The organism is Streptomyces sp. NPDC048461 (assembly GCF_055587105.1).
On sequence record NZ_JBVJGW010000002.1, the window covers coordinates 385,754 to 404,391 of the forward strand.

Below are 18,638 nucleotides of genomic sequence, written 5' to 3' on the forward strand. Positions count from 1 at the left end.
CGCGGCACGATGCCTGGCATGACGACCGACAGCACGGACCGTACGCAGAACGGCGCCACCGGCCAGTTCCTCGCCGCCCGGGACTTCCTCCTCGAACGCCGGGGGGACTACGAGGCCGCGCGCAGCGGCTTCACCTGGCCCCGCCCCCACCGCTTCAACTGGGCCCTGGACTGGTTCGACCACATCGCCGCGGGCAACGACGCCGACGCCCTGCGCATCGTCGAGGAGGACGGCACCGTCGAGAGCCTCTCCTTCGCGGAGCTGGCCGTACGGTCCGACGCGGCCGCCAACTGGCTCCGCGAGCAGGGCGTCGCCCCGGGCGACCGGCTGCTGGTCATGCTCGGCAACCAGCGCGAGCTGTGGGAGGTCATGCTCGGCGCCATGAAGCTGCGCGCCGTCGTCATCCCCGCCACGCCGCTGCTCGGCGCGGCCGACCTGCGCGACCGGATCGAGCGGGGCAGCGTACGGCACGTCGTCACGCGCGCCGAGGACACGGCCAAGTTCGACGCGGTACCCGGCCCCTACACCCGCATCGCCGCCGGTCCGGACGTCCCGGCCGGCTGGCGCCGGCTCGCGGACATGTACGCCGCCCGGGACCCCTTCACCCCCGACGGCGAGACCCTCGCCACCGACCCGCTGATGCTGTACTTCACCTCGGGCACCACCGCCCGCCCCAAGCTCGTCGAGCACACGCACGCCTCGTACCCCATCGGGCACCTCTCCACCATGTACTGGCTCGGCCTGCGCCCCGGCGACGTGCACCTCAACATCGCCTCGCCCGGCTGGGCCAAGCACGCCTGGTCCAACCTCTTCGCCCCCTGGAACGCGGGCGCGACCGTCTTCGTCCACAACTACGCCCGCTTCGACGCCGAGCGGCTGATGCGCGAGATGGACCGGCACGGCGTGACCACCTTCTGCGCCCCGCCCACCGTGTGGCGGATGCTGATCCAGTCCGATCTGACCGCGCTGGCCCGGCCCCCGCGCGAGGCCGTCGCCGCCGGCGAGCCGCTCAACCCGGAGGTCATCGAGAAGGTCCGCGAGGCCTGGGGGATCACCATCCGCGACGGGTTCGGCCAGACCGAGACCACCCTCCAGGTCGGCAACTTCCCAGGCGTCCCGGTCAAGCCCGGCTCCATGGGCCGCCCGGCACCCGGCTACACGATCGTGCTGCTCGACCCGGTCACCGGCAAGGAGTCCCCCGACGAGGGCGAGCTCTGCGTCGACCTGCGGACCCGGCCCGCCGGGGTGACGACCGGCTACCGCGACGACCCGGACCGCACCGCCGAGGCGATGGCGGACGGGCTCTACCGCACCGGGGACATCGCCGCGCGCGACGCCGACGGGTACCTCACCTACATCGGACGCTCCGACGACGTCTTCAAGGCCTCCGACTACAAGATCAGCCCGTTCGAGCTGGAGAGCGCCCTGCTGGAGCACGAGGCCGTCGCCGAGGCGGCCGTCGTACCGGCCCCGGACGCGCTGCGCCTCGCCGTACCGAAGGCGTACGTCACCCTCGCGGCCGGCTGGGAGGCCGGGCCGGAGACGGCCCGGGCCCTGTTCGAGCACTCCCGCACGGTGCTGTCCCCGTACAAGAGGATCCGCCGGATCGAGTTCGGGGAGCTCCCGAAGACGGTCTCCGGCAAGATCCGCCGGGTGGAACTGCGGGAGCTGACGGCGGCCGGCTCGGCGGCGGAGTACGACGAGGCCGACCTGACCTGAGCGGCACGGGCCCGTACGGGACGCCGTACCCGAGAGCCCCGCGGGCCCGTACGGACGCCGTACCCGAGCCCCGCGAGCCCGTACGGGACGCCGTACGGGCACGGCCGCCGCTACGCCGGCAGGTGCGCCTCGATCGCGGCGACGACCTCGGCGGCCTCGGGCTCGGTGCGCGGGCGGAAGCGGGCCACGACCTCGCCCGCGGGGGAGATCAGGAACTTCTCGAAGTTCCACTGGACGTCGCCGGCCTCGCCCTCGGCGTCCGGGGTCTTCACCAGCTCCTGGTAGAGGGGGTGCCGGTTCTCGCCGTTGACGTCGGACTTCTCCAGCATGGGGAAGGTGACGCCGAAGCCGGCCGCGCAGAACGTCTGGATGTCCTCGGCGTTGCCGGGCTCCTGCCCGCCGAACTGGTTGCAGGGCACGCCGATCACGGTGAAGCCCTTCGCCTCGTACGCGAACTGCAGGCGGGCCAGTCCCGAGTACTGGGGGGTGAGCCCGCACTGGGAGGCGGTGTTCACCAGCAGGATCGCCTTGCCCTTGTGGGCCGCGAGGCTGGTGGGCTCGTCGGACAGGGTCGTCAGCGGGATGTCGTACAGGCTCATCGGGCACTCCTCGGCGGGAAGGCGGGTACGCAATGGTGCGCACCTGCGAGCCTAGGCCCCCGTCCCGATCAGCTCGTCCGCCGGGTCGTTGACCGGCTGCGGGACGCCGGTCAGGTCCATCACGAACAGCGGGATCCCGAGGTCGTCCGCGCGGGTGCGGGCGTCCTCGGTGTATCCGGCGAGCGAGAAGTAGACGCTGGTCGCGGAGGCCGTGAGGCCGGTCAGCCAGACGCACTCCACCGCCCGCAGCCCGGCCGGCGAGGTGGTCGGGTCCACCTGCGCGACCAGCCCCGGGGCCCGCAGGTCCACCGCCACGGCCGGAACGGGCCGCCCGTCGGGCTGCCGTACGTCCTGGAAGCCGAGCCAGCGCAGGTACAGCGCGGCCGTGGCCACCGCGTCACGGGCCGTACGGATGGTCACCGGGCGGAACGCCGGCCGCGGCGCCGGGGCGGTCGGCGGCAGCGGTATGTGCGCCGGGTGCGTGCCGTGGCGCCCGCCGTGGCGCGGATCGCGCCGGGCGCCGGGCCGCGGGTGACCACCGGGGCCGGTGTCCGGGGCGTCCGGCGGGCGGACGGGGATCCGTACGACCGTGCCGCAGGCACCGCAGCCGACCTCGGGCCGGGGCCACGCGTCCTCCCGCCCGCAGGCGCCGCACCGCACCGTCACCCAGCTGTCCGACCAGGTGCGGCGGGTCAGCGGCTCGGGAGGCGCGGTCAGATCCAGGGGCGGGACGACCGGGCTCCCGCACGCGCAGGGGAAGACCGGGGCGGTGTAGCCGTTCTCCCGCAGGCACGCCGGGCAGCGCACCGGTACCGCGTCCGCCATGGACCTCGACCCCCTCCGTCGCTGTGCGTGCGTCCATGCTCCACCACCGGCGACCGTACGGGCGAGAGTGCCCGCCGAATCCCTCCGAAGATGCCGGTTTTTGTGCAACACACCGAGCCGGAGGCGGCTTTTGGTGGCTTCCGGGGTCCCGTACCGCCTTGACGTGTGCGGAGCCGCCGCTTAGCTTGTTCCGTATAGCAGAACAAAACTTCCGGATTACGGAAAAGCCTGACCGCCAGACCCGCAGGAGAACCTGATGCCTCGTATGACAGCCGCCGCCGCTGCAGTGGAGATCCTCAAGCTCGAGGGTGTCGAACAAGCGTTCGGCGTGCCCGGTGCTGCGATCAACCCGTTCTACCGCGAGCTCAAGAACGTGGGCGGCGTCAAGCACACGCTGGCCCGCCACGTCGAGGGCGCCTCGCACATGGCCGAGGGCTACACGCGGGCCAAGGCGGGCAACATCGGTGTCTGCATCGGCACCTCGGGCCCGGCCGGCACCGACATGATCACCGGCCTGTACTCCGCGATCGCGGACTCGATCCCGATCCTGTGCATCACCGGTCAGGCCCCGGTCGCGAAGCTCCACAAGGAGGACTTCCAGGCCGTCGACATCGCCTCGATCGCCAAGCCGGTCACCAAGAAGGCCACCACCGTCCTGGAGGCCGCCCAGGTTCCGGGCGTGTTCCAGGAGGCCTTCCACCTGATGCGCTCCGGCCGTCCGGGCCCGGTCCTGATCGACCTCCCGATCGACGTCCAGCTGACCGAGATCGAGTTCGACCCGGAGACCTACGCGCCGCTGCCGGTCTACAAGCCGCGCGCCACCCGCGCCCAGGCGGAGAAGGCCCTGCGCTTCCTGCTGGAGTCCGAGCGCCCGCTCATCGTCTCCGGCGGCGGCATCATCAACGCCGACGCCTCCGACCTGCTGGTCGAGTTCGCCGAGCTGACCGGCGTCCCGGTCATCTCCACCCTCATGGGCTGGGGCACCATCCCGGACGACCACGAGCTGAGCGCGGGCATGGTCGGCGTGCAGACCTCGCACCGCTACGGCAACGCGACGTTCCTGGAGTCGGACTTCGTCCTCGGCATCGGCAACCGCTGGGCCAACCGTCACACCGGTTACAACCTGGACGCCTACACCAAGGGCCGCAAGTTCGTCCACGTCGACATCGAGCCCACCCAGATCGGCAAGATCTTCGCCCCGGACTTCGGCATCGCCTCCGACGCCAAGGCCGCCCTGGAGCTCTTCATCGAGGTCGCCAAGGACCTCAAGGCCGAGGGCAAGCTGCCCGACTTCAGCGCCTGGGCCGACTCCGCCCAGGAGCGCAAGGCCACCCTGCAGCGCCGCACGCACTTCGAGAACATCCCGATGAAGCCGCAGCGCGTGTACGAGGAGATGAACAAGGCCTTCGGCCCGGAGACGCGCTACGTCACCACCATCGGCCTCTCCCAGATCGCCGGCGCGCAGATGCTGCACGTCTACAAGCCGCGCAACTGGATCAACTGCGGCCAGGCCGGCCCGCTCGGCTGGACCATCCCGGCCGCGATCGGCGCCGCCACCGCCGACCCGGAGACCCCGATCGTCGCGCTCTCGGGCGACTACGACTTCCAGTTCATGATCGAGGAGCTCGCGGTCGCCGCGCAGCACAAGGTCCCGTACGTCCACGTCCTGGTGAACAACGCCTACCTGGGCCTGATCCGCCAGGCGCAGGGCGGCCTGGGCATCAACTTCGAGGTCAACCTCGAATTCGAGAACATCAACACCCCCGAGCTGGGCGTCTACGGCGTCGACCACGTCAAGGTCGCCGAGGGCCTGGGCGTCAAGGCCATCCGCGTCACCGACCCGGAGAAGCTGGGCGAGGCCTTCGAGCAGGCCAAGAAGCTGGCCCAGGAGTTCCAGGTCCCGGTCGTCGTCGAGGCCATCCTGGAGCGCATCACCAACATCTCGATGAGCAAGACGGTCGACATGAGCGACGTCACCGAGTTCGAAGAGCTCGCGACCGAGCCGGGCCACGCCCCGACCGCGATCAAGGCCCTCAAGGTCTGATCGTCCGCCGCCCGGCCCCCCGCCGGCCGGCCGCCGCACGTGCGACGACCCCCGCCCCCTCCAGCAGGAGGGGGCGGGGGTCGTTCCGCGTCCGTCCGCGGGATGCGGGATGCGGGATGCGACGCGCCGCTGCGTGCCGTACGCCGTCCTACGCGGGCCGCGGGGCCAGGGGCTCCGTGGCGGGGCGGGGGCCGAGCTCGGCGTCCACCGCGCCGGTCAGCAGGGCGCGCGCCCGTTCCAGGGTGAGGGAGCCGCTCAGCCAGCGCTCGCTGAGCCCCTCGACCAGGGCGGTCAGCCGCTCCGCGGCGTCCAGCGGTGCGACGCGCGGGTCGGCGAGGCCGGCCGCCTGGGCGTCGGCGACGGCCTCCGCGGTGTCCCGGGACCAGGAGCGCGTGGACTCGGCCAGGGCGGCCCGCAGGTCGGCGTCGAAGATGGCGCTGGCCCGCAACTCGCCCCACGCGGTGCTGTTCTCGCGTACCCGGGGGATGTCCTGGAGCTCGCCCAGCAGCAGCTGGAGCAGGACGGTGCGGGCGTCCTCGGTGTCCTCCAGGGCCTCGTCCGTGTACCCGGTGGCGCGGTCGCCGATGAAGGCGAGGGTGCGCCGGACCAGGCCGGCGCGGTCCTTGAAGTGGTAGTAGACGAGGGCGGTGGAGACCCCGGCCTCGGCCGCCAGCTCCTCCACGCGCAGCCCTCGGACACCGTTGCGCGCGATGACGCGCACGGCTGCTTCCAGGATCGACGTCTGACGGTCTGCCACGCGTGTCCGCACCTTCCGACCGGATGCCCGTTGACTGACCTTTCAGTCAGCTCCCTCACGATACCGCCCTCCGTCCGGCACCCGCCCCGGGAACGACAAAGCGCCGGGTCACGGGACCGTCCGTGACTCGGCGCTCTGGATGGTGACCGCCCGACGGGGCGAGGCTGGCGCGACAGGACGTTCGCACCGCCGGGCGGAGTTCGTGGTCCCCGGAGCGCGGGGCCCCTGTGCGTGGCCCCCGTGCGCGGGGAACGGGGAGGAGGGTGTTTGGCTGGGACCGTGGCGGGCGGCGACGAGAACTCCGGCGTCGTCTCCCTCAGGTCAAGAGACGGGCCTCGGAACCCATTACCACCGCACTGGCTCGCACGCCCGCCACGGTCCTCGTCCTGCCCTCACCGCGTACCACCCCTCATCCGGGTCCGCGGGTCGGGCTCGGTACCCGGGGCCTGACCTCCCGTCAGGCCCCCGGTACAGCTGATCGGCTCAGGCGTCGCGCAGGGCGCGGACGGCCTCCTCGACGCGCTTGCCGTAGTCGGCGTCCGCGGCGTGGAAGTGAGCCAGGTTCTTTTCGATGACGTGCTCCAGGGTGACCTGCGAGAGGCCGCCCGCGATGTTCGCCACCAGACGCTGCTTGGCGTCCTCGGACATCAGGCGGTAGAGCTCACCGGCCTGGAAGAAGTCGTCGTCCTTGGTGTGCGCCGGAGCCTCATGGGTGCCCGTGTAGCCGGAGACGGCCTGCGGGGCGCCCAGTGCCAGGCCGGTCTCGGCCGGACCCTGGTACGAGTTGGGCTCGTAGTTCTTGTCGTGGCGCGAGCCGTTGCGCAGCGCCATGACGCCGTCGCGGCCGTAGTTCTCGGCCTTCGCCGCCTTCGGGGCGTTGACCGGCAGCAGGGTGTGGTTCACACCGAGGCGGTAGCGCTGGGCGTCGGCGTACGCGAAGAGGCGGCCCTGGAGCATCTTGTCCGGCGAGGCGGTGATGCCCGGGACGAAGTTGTTCGGGGAGAAGGCGGACTGCTCGACCTCGGCGAAGACGTTGTCCGGGTTGCGGTCGAGGACCAGCCGGCCCACGCGCTGCAGCGGGTAGTCGCTGTGCGGCCACACCTTGGTGAGGTCGAACGGGTTGAAGCGGTAGTCCGCGGCCTCGGCGGCGGGCATGATCTGGACGTAGAGGGTCCAGCTCGGGTTCACGCCGCGCTCGATCGCCTGGAGCAGGTCGGTCTGGTGCGAGTTCGCGTCCGAGCCGACGAGCTCGGCGGCCTGGTCCGAGGACAGGCTGCGGATGCCCTGGTTCGTCTTGAAGTGGTACTTGACGAAGAAGGCCTCGCCCTGGGCGTTGGTCCACTGGTACGTGTGGGAGCCGTAGCCGTTCATGTGGCGGTAGGACGCGGGGATGCCGCGGTCACCCATCAGCCAGGTGATCTGGTGCGTCGCCTCGGGGGCGTGCGCCCAGAAGTCCCAGACGTTGTCCGGCTCCTGCTTGCCCGTGAAGGGGTCGCGCTTCTGGGAGTGGATGAAGTCGGGGAACTTGATCGGGTCCTTGATGAAGAACACCGGGGTGTTGTTGCCGACGAGGTCGTAGTTGCCCTCTTCGGTGTAGAACTTCAGCGCGAAGCCGCGCGGGTCGCGGACCGCGTCCGCGCCACCCAGCGAGTCGGCGACGGTGGAGAACCGCAGGAAGGTCTCGGTCTTCTTGCCGACCGTGTTCAGGAACGCGGCGCTGGTGTACGCGGTGACGTCGTCCGTCACCTCGAAGTGACCGTACGCGGCCGAGCCGCGGGCGTGGACCACGCGCTCCGGGATGCGCTCGCGGTTGAAGCGGGCGAGCTTCTCAAGGAGCTGCTGGTCCTGGACCAGGAGCGGGCCACCGACGCCGGCGGTGGCGGAGTTCTGGTTGTCGGCGACCGGGGCGCCGGACTCGGTCGTCAGCGTGCGCTTCGACATGGTGACCTTCCGTACGGGTAACTGCCGACGGAAAGTGTCTTCCGTCATGCGGAACAGCCTAATTTCGGCACGAACTAAACGTCAACAGTTTGTTGAACAAAGTTGAGGGAGAGGAAATCCGGACGGTGCCGGCACTTGGGCGCGACAGGACAGGTGTCAGCACCGGCACCATCCGGAAACTCAGGTCCCCGTGAGGGGAAGGGGTGGCGGCCCGCAGACGCGGGCCGGCCGTCAGACCTGCGAGCCGGAGAGGCGCTCGACGGCGCGCAGCAGGGCCGAGTGGTCCAGGCCGCCGTCGCCCTGGGCGCGCAGCGAGGCGACCAGCTGGGCGACGACCGCGCCGACGGGAAGGGCGGCACCGACGTTGCGGGCGGCGTCGGTGACGATGCCCATGTCCTTGTGGTGCAGGTCGATCCGGAAACCCGGCTTGAAGTCGCGGTTCAGGAAGTTGTCCTTCTTGCGGGTTAGGACCGTGGAGCCGGCCAGACCGCCGTTGAGGACGTCCAGGGCGGCCTGGAGGTTCACGCCGGACTTCTCGAGGAAGACGACGGCCTCGGCGCACGCCTGGATGTTCACCGCGACGATGAGCTGGTTGGCGGCCTTCACCGTCTGGCCGGAGCCGTGCGGGCCGCAGAGCACGATGGTCTTGCCGAGGGCCTCCAGGACGGGCAGGGCCTCGTCGAAGTCGGCCTGCTCGCCGCCCACCATGATCGACAGTACGGCCTCGATGGCGCCGGCCTCGCCGCCGGACACCGGGGCGTCGATGACGCGGATGCCCTTCTCGGCGGCGTTCTTGGCGAGGTCGACCGAGGTCTGCGGGGTGATCGACGACATGTCGATGATCAGCGCGCCGGACTTCGCGTTCTCCAGGATGCCGTTCTCGCCGTAGGCGATGGCCTCGACCTGCGGGGAGGCGGGCACCATCGTGATGACGACGTCGGCGTCCTTGACGGCCTCGGCGATCGAGCCCGCGGCGCTGCCGCCGGCGGCGGCCAGGCGGTCCAGCTTGTCCTGCTCCAGCGTGAAGCCGGTGACCGGGTAGCCGGCCTTCAGGAGGTTCTCGGCCATGGGAGAGCCCATGATTCCGAGACCGATCCAGGCAATCTTGGGGAGGGTGCTCATGATGAGGGTCCTTCTCTTAATGCTTTGTACGAAAAGTTCGTGACGTGCCTGGCTGATCGCCCGGACTTTGTCCGCTACTTCGCGGCGCGGGCCCCGGCCGGCAGCCACGCGAAGGAGGCTGCGGCGTCGGCGGCCTTGTACTCCAGGCCTACGTAGCCCTCGTATCCGGCCTTCTTCAGCTGGTCGAGCAGTTCCTCGAGGGGCAGCTCGCCGGTGCCGGGGGCACCGCGTCCGGGCTTGTCCGCGATCTGGACGTGCCCGGTCTTGGCGGCGTACTTTTCGATGACCTCGGAGAGGTCCTCATCGTTCATCGCCAGGTGGTACAGGTCGAGCAGGAACTTGGCGTTCCCGAGGCCGGTGGCCTCGTTCACCTTGTCGACGACCTCGATGCCGGCCGGGGCGCTCACCAGGGGGTAGAGCGGCGACTCGGGCTTGTTGAGGGTCTCGATCAGGAGGATCGCGCCGACGCGGTCCGCGGCCCGAGCGGCCACGACCAGGTTCTCGAGAGCGAGCTCGTCCTGGACGGCGGGGTCCACGCCTTCGACGCGGTTGCCGTACAGGGCGTTGAGCGCCTTGCAGCCGACCGAGGCGGCGAAGTCCGCGGCCACGTTGATGTTGGCGTTGAAGCGCTCCGACTCCGCACCGGGTACCGAGACCGCGCCGCGGTCCGGACCCGGCAGCCGGCCGGCGTAGAAGTTCAGGCCCACCAGCTGGGTGCCGGCGTCCTCAAGAGCCTTCTTGAGGGCGTCGAGCTCCGCCTGGGCGGGAGTGGGTGTCTCGATCCAGGGCCACCACAGCTCGACCGCCGTGAAGCCGGCCGCGGCGGCAGCCGCGGGACGCTCCAGGAGCGGGAGTTCCGTGTAGAGGATCGAAAGGTTTACATCGAAGCGCTGGTCCGTGTATCCCATGAGGGGTGTGCGCTCCTTCCGTATTGCGGAAGTTAGTTTCTGCTTGATGGAAGACTGCATGGGCTTCTGCGCGGATGTCAAGTGCGGACTCCCGAAAAATCATGACCGCGGGGTAGCTTGACCGCGTGCGATTGAGAGTGGAGTTCACGACCGAGCCCTTCGATCTCGAAGAGGCCCCCGCCCATGCCGTGGCCGCTCGCGAGGTCATCCAGAAGGCCCAGCTGGACGCGGTGGACGTCGGCCCCTTCGGCAACACCGCGGAAGGGGAGGCCGCCGAGGTCCTCGATGCGGTGGCCGCCCTGCTGCGCGGTTCGCTGGGGGCCGGCGCCACCCGCGTGTCGCTCCAGGTGAACGTGATCGGGGAGGACGCGCAGTGACCGAGCCCCGCGACCACCCGTTCGTCGCCGCGGTCAAGCCGCTGGTGGACGCGATGGGCGGCGAGCTGCTGGACCCGTCCCTGGCCCAGCCCGACGACGTCGTCCTCGCCTGGGAGGGTCAGGACGTCCTGGCCGTGCGCCTGCCGCAGCTCTCGGACTCGCTGGACCGCATCCTCGCCGCCCTGGAGCGCCGGCACGGCGTACCGTTGTCACAGCTGGACCGGAAGGCCAAGCAGGACGTCGTACGGATACTGGAGGCGCGGGGCGCCTTCTCCGTGCGGCACGGCGTGGAGACGGTCGCGGGCGCCCTGGGCGTCAGCCGTTTCACGGTCTACAACTACCTGAACAGGGATGCCGCTCTTCAGAAGGGGCCCGACGCGAGCAGCCAGGAGTAACGGCCCCTGACCCACGGTGACGAGCCGCCGCCCTATTCATCCGGGCGGCGGCTTTTGTGTACGGGAAGTTTCAACAAAGTGTTGACGCCGTGTTGTCGAGAGCGTTAGCTATGCGCAGCCCGTCAAAGCAACAACAGGCCACGGAGGCCTACCGTGACTTCGAGTCCGACCCCGGGTCTCACCCGGTTCAACGCCTTGGACGACAGCGCGGCCGCGGCCGAACTGCACGAGGTCTGCGCCAGTTCGGCTTGGGGCGGCAAGCTCCTCGCCCAGCGCCCCTTCACCACCGTCGAGTCCCTGTTTTCGGCCAACGAGTCCGCCATGGCGGAGCTCACCGCCGAGGACCTGGGCGAGGCCATGGGTGGCCACGCGCCGATCGGCCGGCCGAAGCCGGGAGACCCGACCTCCGCCCGCGAGCAGCGCGGCATGGCCGGTGCCTCGGAGGAGCTGAAGAACGAGCTCCTCGAACTGAACCTGGCGTACCAGGAGAAGTTCGGCCACGTCTTCCTCATCTGCGCCACCGGTGCGACCGGTGAGTTCATGCGGGACGCGGTCAGGGTCCGGATCGACAACTCGCCGGAGCAGGAGCGGGAAACCGCCCGCGGCGAGCTCGTCAAGATCAACAAGATCCGCCTGACCCGCCTCGCAGAAGGAGAGTGACCTGACGATGAGCACCGAGACCACCGCGTCGGTGTCCACGCACATCCTGGACACCAGCATCGGCAAGCCCGCCGAGGGCGTCGCCATCTCGCTGTCGGCCCGTACCGGGCTGGACGGCGCGTGGGCCGCCCTGGGCGGTTCCGCCACCGATGCGGACGGGCGCTGCAAGGACCTGCCGGCCCTGCCGGAGGGCACCACCCACGTACGTCTCGACTTCGAGACAGAGACGTACTTCTTCCATCAGCACAGTGCAAAGAAGCAAGCCGAGGCGCAGCAGGACGCCCCCCGCGTAAGGGACAGCGGTGCGTTCTTCCCCGAGGTAACGATCACCTTCGCGGTGAACCCGGGCGAGCACTACCACGTACCGCTGCTGCTCAACCCGTTCGGCTACTCTGTTTACCGAGGGAGCTAGTCATGGCCACGATTCTCGGCCAGAACCAGTACGGCAAAGCAGAGAACCGCGTCGTCAAGATCACGCGGGACGGCGACACCCACCACATCAAGGACCTGAACGTCTCGGTCGCCCTCTCCGGCGACATGGACGACGTCCACTACTCCGGCTCGAACGCGAACGTCCTTCCGACGGACACCACCAAGAACACGGTGTACGCGTTCGCCAAGGAGCACGGCATCGAGTCCGCCGAGCAGTTCGGCATCCACCTGGCGCGCTGGTTCGTGGGCAGCCAGGAGCCGATCCAGAAGGCGCGCATCCGGATCGAGGAGTACTCCTGGTCCCGGATCGCCACCTCGGACGCGAACTCCAAGTTCATCGGTGCCGACGAGGTGAACCACTCCTTCGTCCGCGAGGGCATGGAGACCCGCGTCACCCAGATCACGTACGACGGCAAGAACTGGGAGGTCATATCCGGCCTCAAGGACCTGACCGTCATGAACTCCACGAACTCCGAGTTCTGGGGTTACGTGAAGGACAAGTACACGACGCTGAAGGAGGCCTACGACCGCATCCTGGCGACCCAGGTTTCGGCCCGCTGGCGCTTCGCCTGGTCCGATGACGAGCAGCGGATGCCCAACTGGGAGAAGTCCTACACCGAGACCCGCAAGCACATGCTGCAGGCCTTCGCGGAGACCTACTCCCTGTCGCTGCAGCAGACCCTGTACCAGATGGGTTCGCGCATCATCAACCACCGTTCGGAGATCGACGAGGTCCGCTTCTCGCTCCCGAACAAGCACCACTTCCTCGTCGACCTGGAGCCCTTCGGCCTCAAGAACGACAACGAGGTCTACTTCGCGGCGGACCGCCCGTACGGTCTGATCGAGGCCACCGTCCTCCGGGACGGCGTCGATGCCCGCATTCCCGTGGACATGACCAACCTCTGATGCGGTACGCGTGTCCCGGGGCCCCGCAGTGGCCCCGGGGCGCGACACCTCGCACTTCCTGAATCGGCACCCGGACGCAACACACGGGGCGGCAGTACTGTCAGCTGTCAAGGCCCCCGGCTCCGGCACTCAAATCCCCAGGGTTTTGCCGTGCCCGCACCGCCACTGAAAGCACGAGGAAGTCCCATGGCAGCATCGGCAGCCCTTGACAGCGCCGTAGAGCGCATCGTCATCGAGAACTGTGCGATTGCGACCGTCGACGCGAACGACACCGAGTACGCCTCGGGCTACGTGGTCGTCGCCGGCAACAAGATCGAGTCGATCGGTGCGGGCAGGGCCCCCGAGAAGCTCGACAACGTGGTCCGCCGCATCGACGGCACGGGTCACCTCGTCACCCCGGGTCTGGTCAACACCCACCACCACTTCTACCAGTGGATCACGCGCGGTCTGGCCACCGACCACAACCTCTTCAACTGGCTCGTCGCGCTGTACCCCACGTGGGCGCGCATCGACGAGCAGATGACGTACACGGCCGCGCAGGGATCGCTGGCGATGATGGCCAAGGGCGGCGTCACCACCGCCATGGACCACCACTACGTCTTCCCCAAGGGCTCCGGCGACCTCTCCGGCTCGATCATCCGCGCCGCGTCCGAGATGGGCGTCCGCTTCACCCTCGCCCGCGGTTCCATGGACCGCAGCGAGAAGGACGGCGGCCTGCCGCCGGACCACGCGGTCGAGACCCTCGAAGGCGCGCTCGCCGACACCGAGGCGACCGTCAAGAGGCACCACGACTACTCCTTCGACGCGATGACCCAGGTCGCCGTCGCCCCGTGCTCGCCGTTCTCGGTCTCCACCGAGCTGCTGAAGCAGGGTGCCGAGCTGGCCCGCCGCCTCGGTGTGCGCATGCACACCCACGGCAGCGAGACCGTCGAGGAGGAGCAGTTCTGCAAGGAACTGTTCGGCATGGGCCCGACCGACTACTTCGAGTCGACCGGCTGGCTCGGCGAGGACGTGTGGATGGCGCACAGCGTCCACATGAACGACTCCGACATCGCCGCGTTCGCCCGCACCAAGACCGGTGTCGCGCACTGCCCGTCCTCCAACGCCCGTCTGGCCGCCGGTATCGCCCGCGTACCGGACATGCTCGCCGCCGGTGTCCCGGTCGGCCTCGGCGTGGACGGCACCGCCTCCAACGAGTCCGGCGAGCTGCACACCGAGCTGCGCAACGCGCTCCTCATCAACCGCCTCAACCCGGTGCACCGCGAGCGGGCGCTCAACGCCCGCCAGGCTCTGCGCCTCGGTACGTACGGCGGCGCCCAGGTGCTCGGCCGCGCCGGCAACATCGGCTCGCTGGAGGTCGGCAAGTGCGCCGACCTGGTGATGTGGAACCTCAGCACCCTGGCCCACTCCTCGATCGCCGACCCGGTCACCGCGCTCGTCTTCGGCGCGGCCGCCCCGGTCACCCTCTCGCTGGTCAACGGCAAGCAGATCGTCGAGAACAACCGACTCCTCTTCGCCGACGAGGACGCCATCGCCGCGTCCACGCGGGAAGAGGCCCAGCGCCTCGCGCGCATCTCCGCGCAGGCCTGATCCCCGGAATCCGGCCGGGGGGGACGGCCCCCGGCCGGCGGCGGCCGGCCCCGGCGGGGGGCCCGGCAGCCCTTCCCCGGCACCGCCCCCGGGGGTCCCTGGGCGCCCCCCGCCCCGCCCCCCGGCTGTTCCCCCCCCCCCCCCCCCCGCCCACCCCCCCCCAGCCCCCCCCCCCCCCCCCCGCCGGGGGGGGCCCCCCCCCCCCCCCCGGCCGCGGACCCGAGCGGGGTCCGCGGCAGCCGTTCCCGGGAAGCGCCCGAGGTGATCCGAGGGCGCCCCCGGGGGCGGTGACTCGTGCCGCACGCACCGCACGGACACCCGCACCGCGCCACTGCCACGGCACAGCCAGCTCTTCCGCACCGCACCACCGCACGGAACCACCCGTGGAACCGGTTTGGGCGAATCGTTTCCGCACCCCTTGGGACAAACACACCCAGCACACCCCGCACACCAGGCACACCAGGCACACCAGGCACATCGAGTTCCCGAAGAACAGCACCCACAACTGAATCAGCTCGACTCGCACCGCTTTCGCACCACCTCCATGACACCCACGTCCCTGCCGACGTGTTACCCGACCGGAGGAAGCCGTGGCCGCAACGCCCAGGTTTCGCAAAGACGCAGTCGCAGTACCGGAGGAGAAGCACCCGGTCGACGAGACCTTGCCTCCGCTGAAAATGTTCACGAGCGGTCTCCAGCACGTGGCCGCCATGTACGCAGGTGTCGTCGCCCCGCCCATGATCGTCGGCCCCGCCGTCGGTCTCTCCGCCACCGAGACCGCCTTCCTGATGGGCGCCTCGCTCTTCACCGCAGGCCTCGCCACCCTCCTCCAGACCCTCGGGTTCTGGAAGATCGGCGCCAAGCTCCCCTTCGTCAACGGCGTCTCCTTCGCCGGAGTCACCCCGATGATCGCGATAGGCAAGGGGGAAGGGGACAACGCGATCCCCATCATCTTCGGCGCGATCATCGTCGCCGGGGTCCTCGGCTTCTTCGCCGCCCCCTACTTCGGCAAACTCGTCCGCTTCTTCCCGCCGGTCGTGACGGGAACGGTCATCACCCTGATCGGCGTCTCGCTCCTGCCGGTGGCCTTCAACTGGTCGCAGGGCGGGAACAGCACCGCCGCCGACTACGGCTCGATGAAGAACATCGGCATGGCCGCGGCGACCCTCGTGATCGTCCTGCTGATGCGCAAGTTCCTCCGCGGCTTCCTCCAGCAGATCGCCATCCTGCTCGGCCTGGTCGCGGGAACGCTGATCGCCATTCCGCTCGGCATGACGAGCTTCGACGCGATCAAGAACGCGTCGATCGTCGGCTTCCCGACGCCGTTCCACTTCGGCGCCCCGCAGTTCCAGGTCGCCGCGATCATCTCGATGTGCATCGTCATGCTCGTCTGCATGACCGAGTCCACCGCCGACATCCTGGCCCTGGGCAAGATCGTCGGCCGGCCTGCGGACGCGAAGACCATCGAGGGCGGTCTGCGTGCCGACACCCTCGGCAGCGCGATCAGCCCGCTGTTCAACGGCTTCATGTGCAGCGCCTTCGCCCAGAACATCGGGCTCGTCGCCATGACGAAGGTGCGCAGCCGGTTCGTCGTCGCCGCAGGCGGCGGCATCCTGATCCTGCTGGGACTGTGTCCGATGGCGGCCTCGGTCATCGCGCTGGTACCGCTGCCGGTCCTCGGCGGCGCGGGCATCGTCCTCTTCGGGTCCGTGGCGGCCAGCGGCATCCAGACCCTGGCGGGCGCGGCCATGGAGAAGGGCGAGAACGCCCTGATCGTCGCCGCCTCGGTGGGCATCGGCCTGATCCCGATCGCCGCGCCGGAGTTCTACCACGCCTTCCCGAAGGACCTCCTGGTCGTCCTCGACTCGGGCATCAGCACCGGCTGCGTGGTGGCCATCCTGCTGAACCTGGCCTTCAACCACCTCGGCACCAAGAAGGACGCGGCCCAGGCCGTCGCTCCGGAACCGGTGCCGGTGCACTGACCGGAAGGGACCCCGAGCCCGGCCCGGGCCGGCCCGAGGGGCGCCGGCCGGACCGTACGGCGGTGGGGGGGGGGGGGGCCCCCCGGGGGGGGGGGGGGCCCCGCGCGCGCGGGGGGGGGGGGGGCGCCCCCCCCCGCGGGGGCGGGGGGGGGCGCGCGGGGGGGGGGCGGGCGGGCGGCCGGCCCGGCCCCGCCCCCCCCCGGCCGGGGCCCCCCCCCCCCCCGCCGTGTCCGGGGCCGGCCAGGGCTCACCCGGCGGGGGAAGGCGCAGGGGGAGCCGTATCGGGAGCCGTGCCGGGAGCCGGGGGAGTCCACAGCATCAGGTTGCTCATCAGGTCGGCCTGCTCCAGCGCGTCGTCCAGCGCATGGTGCGTATGGGGCCGCCGGGACAGGAGTTCGGGCGGCATGTGCCGCTTGACCGCCGCGCGCAGCGGCACTCCCGCCTTCGTCGCGTACAGGGTCTTCATGTCCAGACATCCGGAGTGGCCGAAGGGGCTGACCCCGCCGAACCGGATCAGGTACCAGTACAGGAAGGTCCAGTCGAAGGAGGCGGGATAGCCGCACATGACGGGCTGCGCTCCGGCGGACACCTCCCGCACCCACGCGCGGAAGTCGGCCATGGCCGACTCCGGGTCGGCCCCCTCCCGCACCAGCCGGTCGCGGTCCAGGCCGCTCACGGCGAGCGCCTCCGGCACGAACGCGTCACTGATCGGCCGCAACTCCCGGTAGAACGTGTGCTGTTGGGGGTCGAACGCGGTGTACGTCGCGCCGTCCTGCCGCCCGGCGACGGCGGCTCCGAAGCTGATCATCGAGTACGGCCCCGGGATGGGGCCGTCGGCCTCGACGTCGACGGAGACGTACAGGCTGGGGCGGGGGGTGCGGGCTGCCATGCCCGTGAGCATGCCAGCCCGCCCGCCCGTGCTCACCCGGATTTCCGCCGCCGCGGCCCTATGGGGCCGGGGTCAGGTACATGCCCGTCTGGTCCGCTCCGGCGGTGTTCCGGCAGCCGAACCCGCCGGTGGCCGGCTGGGCGACGACGAGGGCCAGGCAGCGCCCCGCGGCCAGTTGTCCGAAGTGGTTCGGGTGCATCGACTCCTGGATCGGCCCCTGCGTCTCGCTGCTGTCGATCCACCGGGCCCACTCGCTGGTCTTCGCCGAGGCCGGGGCGGCCGTGGTCACGAGCCTGCTGGCCTTGGCGCACACCTCGCGCCCCTGCAGCATGTCCCGCAGGTCGAGGAACTGCACTCCCTTCGCCGCGGCCACCCCCTTGATGCGCTGGGCGATCTGCGGCACGAGCGAGTCCCGCGCCCAGTCGGAGTCCCGGTTCCAGAACGGGCAGCCGCCGGTGTTCAGCCGGCTCCAGTCGCTCTGCGGGTAGCGGTTCTCCGCCCCGCGCGGGATCGGCGACGGGTAGGACTGCAGGACGATGCGGTACGAGGCGTCGGCGTACCCGGCCGCGCGCATCACGGCCCGCACCTCGTCGACGGACTTGCCGACGTTCGCCATGACCTGGTCGATCTTCTGGTCCACGGCGTACTGCTGGTCGTCGTGGCAGTAGGAGTTCCAGATGATGAAGTCGTACGCGCAGTTCTTGATGATGTCGGCGAAGCCCAGGTCGTTGCCGCCGATGGACAGTGCGATGATCTTCACGTCGTTGGCCGCGGCCACGGCGGCGAGCCGGTCGGCCTGCGGAGCCTCGCCCTTGAAGGCGACACCGCCGTGGGAGGCGCGGAACACGTTCTCCGAAGTGGCCCCCGAACAGGCGAGGTTGACGGCGACGTCGGCGATCGGGCCCGCGCTGCGCACCTCGGCCGAGTCGGACCGGTGACACCCGCCCGCCGTGGTTCCGTACACCTTGCCGGGGTCGTACGTGCTGCCGCTGACCCAGGCCCGGTCCGTTCCGGTCCTGTTGCCGCTGTTGGTGAGGCTGTTGCCCTTCCAGCGGCCCGCCTCGCCGGAGATGTAGCTGTCGCCCAGGGACACCACGGCGGTGGGCCCGTTGCCGGGACCGGCCGCCGAGGCTCCGGCCCCGCCGGCCATCAGGGCGGCCGCGGCGAGCGGCAGGACCAACCCGGCCCCGGCGAGCCGTCGCACACGGCTGCCGGACCGGTTCTTGCTGACGTTGCGGAATCCGATCACTGCGGAACTCCTGCGGTCGGCCATGGCGAAGCCGGGAACAACTCCGGTGCATGGCTGGGTAAGTGGGGGAAACCGCCGGCCGGTGGCAACCGGAAAGGTGACACGCCGCGCCTTGTTACCGCTAGGTAGCCGCAGATTACGATGACGTAACGCCCGACCGTTCGTTCGGGACGGATCATGGCTCCGCCGCAGCCCGTCGTGGTGGATCCCGGCCAAGGGGGCACCGGTTGCCGTCCCTGCGTG

17 protein-coding genes are annotated in these 18,638 nt (G+C 70.3%); 9 read left to right on the plus strand and 8 right to left on the minus strand.

Annotated elements, in window-relative coordinates; genetic code table 11:
• Positions 1 to 18 precede the first annotated feature (18 nt).
• Positions 19 to 1,719, plus strand: coding sequence for an AMP-binding protein (locus tag ACZ6S8_RS04590; RefSeq protein ID WP_469452419.1), 1,701 nt, complete (start codon positions 19 to 21; stop codon positions 1,717 to 1,719).
• A 110-nt stretch (positions 1,720 to 1,829) separates the two neighbouring features.
• On the opposite strand, the gene ACZ6S8_RS04595 is transcribed toward ACZ6S8_RS04590, so the two are convergent.
• Both ACZ6S8_RS04595 and ACZ6S8_RS04600 read right to left on the minus strand, forming a co-directional pair.
• Entirely contained in the window at positions 1,830 to 2,318 is a 489-nt protein-coding gene (locus ACZ6S8_RS04595) for a glutathione peroxidase (protein ID WP_469452420.1), read from the minus strand.
• Positions 2,319 to 2,369: 51 nt separating this feature from the next.
• Positions 2,370 to 3,143 carry a hypothetical protein gene (locus tag ACZ6S8_RS04600; RefSeq protein WP_469452421.1) on the minus strand — a complete coding sequence of 258 codons (774 nt, stop codon included), beginning with the start codon at positions 3,141 to 3,143 and terminating at the stop codon, positions 2,370 to 2,372.
• Positions 3,144 to 3,399: 256 nt separating this feature from the next.
• Between ACZ6S8_RS04600 and gcl the strand changes: the two genes are divergently transcribed.
• Positions 3,400 to 5,187 carry a glyoxylate carboligase gene (gene gcl, locus ACZ6S8_RS04605; protein ID WP_386535564.1) on the plus strand — a complete coding sequence of 596 codons (1,788 nt, stop codon included), beginning with the start codon at positions 3,400 to 3,402 and terminating at the stop codon, positions 5,185 to 5,187.
• Between the two features lie 148 nt (positions 5,188 to 5,335).
• Here gcl and ACZ6S8_RS04610 read toward each other — a convergent pair whose 3' ends face one another.
• The 4 genes from ACZ6S8_RS04610 to ACZ6S8_RS04625 all read right to left on the minus strand — a co-directional run bounded on the left by ACZ6S8_RS04610 (position 5,336) and on the right by ACZ6S8_RS04625 (position 9,915).
• On the minus strand, positions 5,336 to 5,944 hold the full coding sequence (locus ACZ6S8_RS04610) for a TetR/AcrR family transcriptional regulator (protein ID WP_469452424.1): 609 nt from the start codon (positions 5,942 to 5,944) through the stop codon (positions 5,336 to 5,338).
• A gap of 483 nt (positions 5,945 to 6,427) precedes the next feature.
• Complete coding sequence (locus tag ACZ6S8_RS04615; protein ID WP_383915876.1) at positions 6,428 to 7,885, minus strand: catalase; 1,458 nt, start codon at positions 7,883 to 7,885, stop codon at positions 6,428 to 6,430.
• A gap of 231 nt (positions 7,886 to 8,116) precedes the next feature.
• Entirely contained in the window at positions 8,117 to 9,007 is an 891-nt protein-coding gene (locus ACZ6S8_RS04620) for a 2-hydroxy-3-oxopropionate reductase (RefSeq protein WP_469452426.1), read from the minus strand.
• 74 nt (positions 9,008 to 9,081) lie between these two features.
• A complete protein-coding gene (locus ACZ6S8_RS04625) occupies positions 9,082 to 9,915 on the minus strand; it encodes a TIM barrel protein (RefSeq protein ID WP_469452427.1) in 834 nt (277 codons plus the stop codon).
• Positions 9,916 to 10,040: 125 nt separating this feature from the next.
• Here ACZ6S8_RS04625 and ACZ6S8_RS04630 point away from each other — a divergent pair, with 125 nt between their 5' ends.
• The 7 genes from ACZ6S8_RS04630 (at position 10,041) to ACZ6S8_RS04660 (ending at position 16,257) form a co-directional block, all read left to right on the plus strand.
• Entirely contained in the window at positions 10,041 to 10,292 is a 252-nt protein-coding gene (locus ACZ6S8_RS04630) for a hypothetical protein (RefSeq protein WP_469452429.1), read from the plus strand.
• Positions 10,289 to 10,687 (plus strand): helix-turn-helix domain-containing protein, encoded by a 399-nt coding sequence (locus tag ACZ6S8_RS04635; protein WP_469452431.1) that lies wholly within the window; start codon positions 10,289 to 10,291, stop codon positions 10,685 to 10,687. The genes ACZ6S8_RS04630 and ACZ6S8_RS04635 overlap by 4 nt, the downstream gene beginning before the upstream one ends.
• A 153-nt stretch (positions 10,688 to 10,840) precedes the next feature.
• Complete coding sequence (gene uraD, locus ACZ6S8_RS04640) at positions 10,841 to 11,347, plus strand: 2-oxo-4-hydroxy-4-carboxy-5-ureidoimidazoline decarboxylase (protein ID WP_267720233.1); 507 nt, start codon at positions 10,841 to 10,843, stop codon at positions 11,345 to 11,347.
• A gap of 7 nt (positions 11,348 to 11,354) precedes the next feature.
• Positions 11,355 to 11,759, plus strand: coding sequence for a hydroxyisourate hydrolase (uraH, locus tag ACZ6S8_RS04645; RefSeq protein WP_469452433.1), 405 nt, complete (start codon positions 11,355 to 11,357; stop codon positions 11,757 to 11,759).
• Positions 11,760 to 11,761: 2 nt separating this feature from the next.
• The gene (pucL, locus tag ACZ6S8_RS04650; RefSeq protein WP_469452436.1) at positions 11,762 to 12,685 is read left to right on the plus strand and encodes a factor-independent urate hydroxylase; all 924 of its coding nucleotides are present in this window, start codon (positions 11,762 to 11,764) and stop codon (positions 12,683 to 12,685) included.
• A gap of 186 nt (positions 12,686 to 12,871) precedes the next feature.
• Positions 12,872 to 14,275, plus strand: a complete 1,404-nt coding sequence (locus ACZ6S8_RS04655) for an 8-oxoguanine deaminase (protein ID WP_469452437.1) — start codon at positions 12,872 to 12,874, stop codon at positions 14,273 to 14,275.
• Between the two features lie 590 nt (positions 14,276 to 14,865).
• Positions 14,866 to 16,257 (plus strand): nucleobase:cation symporter-2 family protein, encoded by a 1,392-nt coding sequence (locus ACZ6S8_RS04660; protein ID WP_469452440.1) that lies wholly within the window; start codon positions 14,866 to 14,868, stop codon positions 16,255 to 16,257.
• A gap of 247 nt (positions 16,258 to 16,504) precedes the next feature.
• On the opposite strand, the gene ACZ6S8_RS04665 is transcribed toward ACZ6S8_RS04660, so the two are convergent.
• Together ACZ6S8_RS04665 and ACZ6S8_RS04670 are read right to left on the minus strand one after the other, a co-directional pair.
• On the minus strand, positions 16,505 to 17,146 hold the full coding sequence (locus ACZ6S8_RS04665; protein WP_469452441.1) for a 3'-5' exonuclease: 642 nt from the start codon (positions 17,144 to 17,146) through the stop codon (positions 16,505 to 16,507).
• A 58-nt stretch (positions 17,147 to 17,204) separates the two neighbouring features.
• Entirely contained in the window at positions 17,205 to 18,395 is a 1,191-nt protein-coding gene (locus tag ACZ6S8_RS04670) for a GDSL-type esterase/lipase family protein (protein WP_469452443.1), read from the minus strand.
• Between the last annotated feature and the right edge of the window lie 243 nt (positions 18,396 to 18,638).

Excerpts from the sequence above, each read along its gene's own strand:
- ACZ6S8_RS04590 (WP_469452419.1), top strand. The coding sequence starts at position 19 with ATGACGACCGACAGCACGGACCGTACGCAGAACGGCGCCACCGGCCAG.
- ACZ6S8_RS04625 (WP_469452427.1), bottom strand. The coding sequence starts at position 9,915 with ATGGGATACACGGACCAGCGCTTCGATGTAAACCTTTCGATCCTCTAC.
- ACZ6S8_RS04655 (WP_469452437.1), top strand. The coding sequence starts at position 12,872 with ATGGCAGCATCGGCAGCCCTTGACAGCGCCGTAGAGCGCATCGTCATC.
- ACZ6S8_RS04665 (WP_469452441.1), bottom strand. The coding sequence starts at position 17,146 with ATGGCAGCCCGCACCCCCCGCCCCAGCCTGTACGTCTCCGTCGACGTC.
- ACZ6S8_RS04595 (WP_469452420.1), bottom strand. The coding sequence starts at position 2,318 with ATGAGCCTGTACGACATCCCGCTGACGACCCTGTCCGACGAGCCCACC.
- ACZ6S8_RS04615 (WP_383915876.1), bottom strand. The coding sequence starts at position 7,885 with ATGTCGAAGCGCACGCTGACGACCGAGTCCGGCGCCCCGGTCGCCGAC.
- uraH (WP_469452433.1), top strand. The coding sequence starts at position 11,355 with ATGAGCACCGAGACCACCGCGTCGGTGTCCACGCACATCCTGGACACC.
- pucL (WP_469452436.1), top strand. The coding sequence starts at position 11,762 with ATGGCCACGATTCTCGGCCAGAACCAGTACGGCAAAGCAGAGAACCGC.
- gcl (WP_386535564.1), top strand. The coding sequence starts at position 3,400 with ATGCCTCGTATGACAGCCGCCGCCGCTGCAGTGGAGATCCTCAAGCTC.
- ACZ6S8_RS04600 (WP_469452421.1), bottom strand. The coding sequence starts at position 3,143 with ATGGCGGACGCGGTACCGGTGCGCTGCCCGGCGTGCCTGCGGGAGAAC.
- ACZ6S8_RS04620 (WP_469452426.1), bottom strand. The coding sequence starts at position 9,007 with ATGAGCACCCTCCCCAAGATTGCCTGGATCGGTCTCGGAATCATGGGC.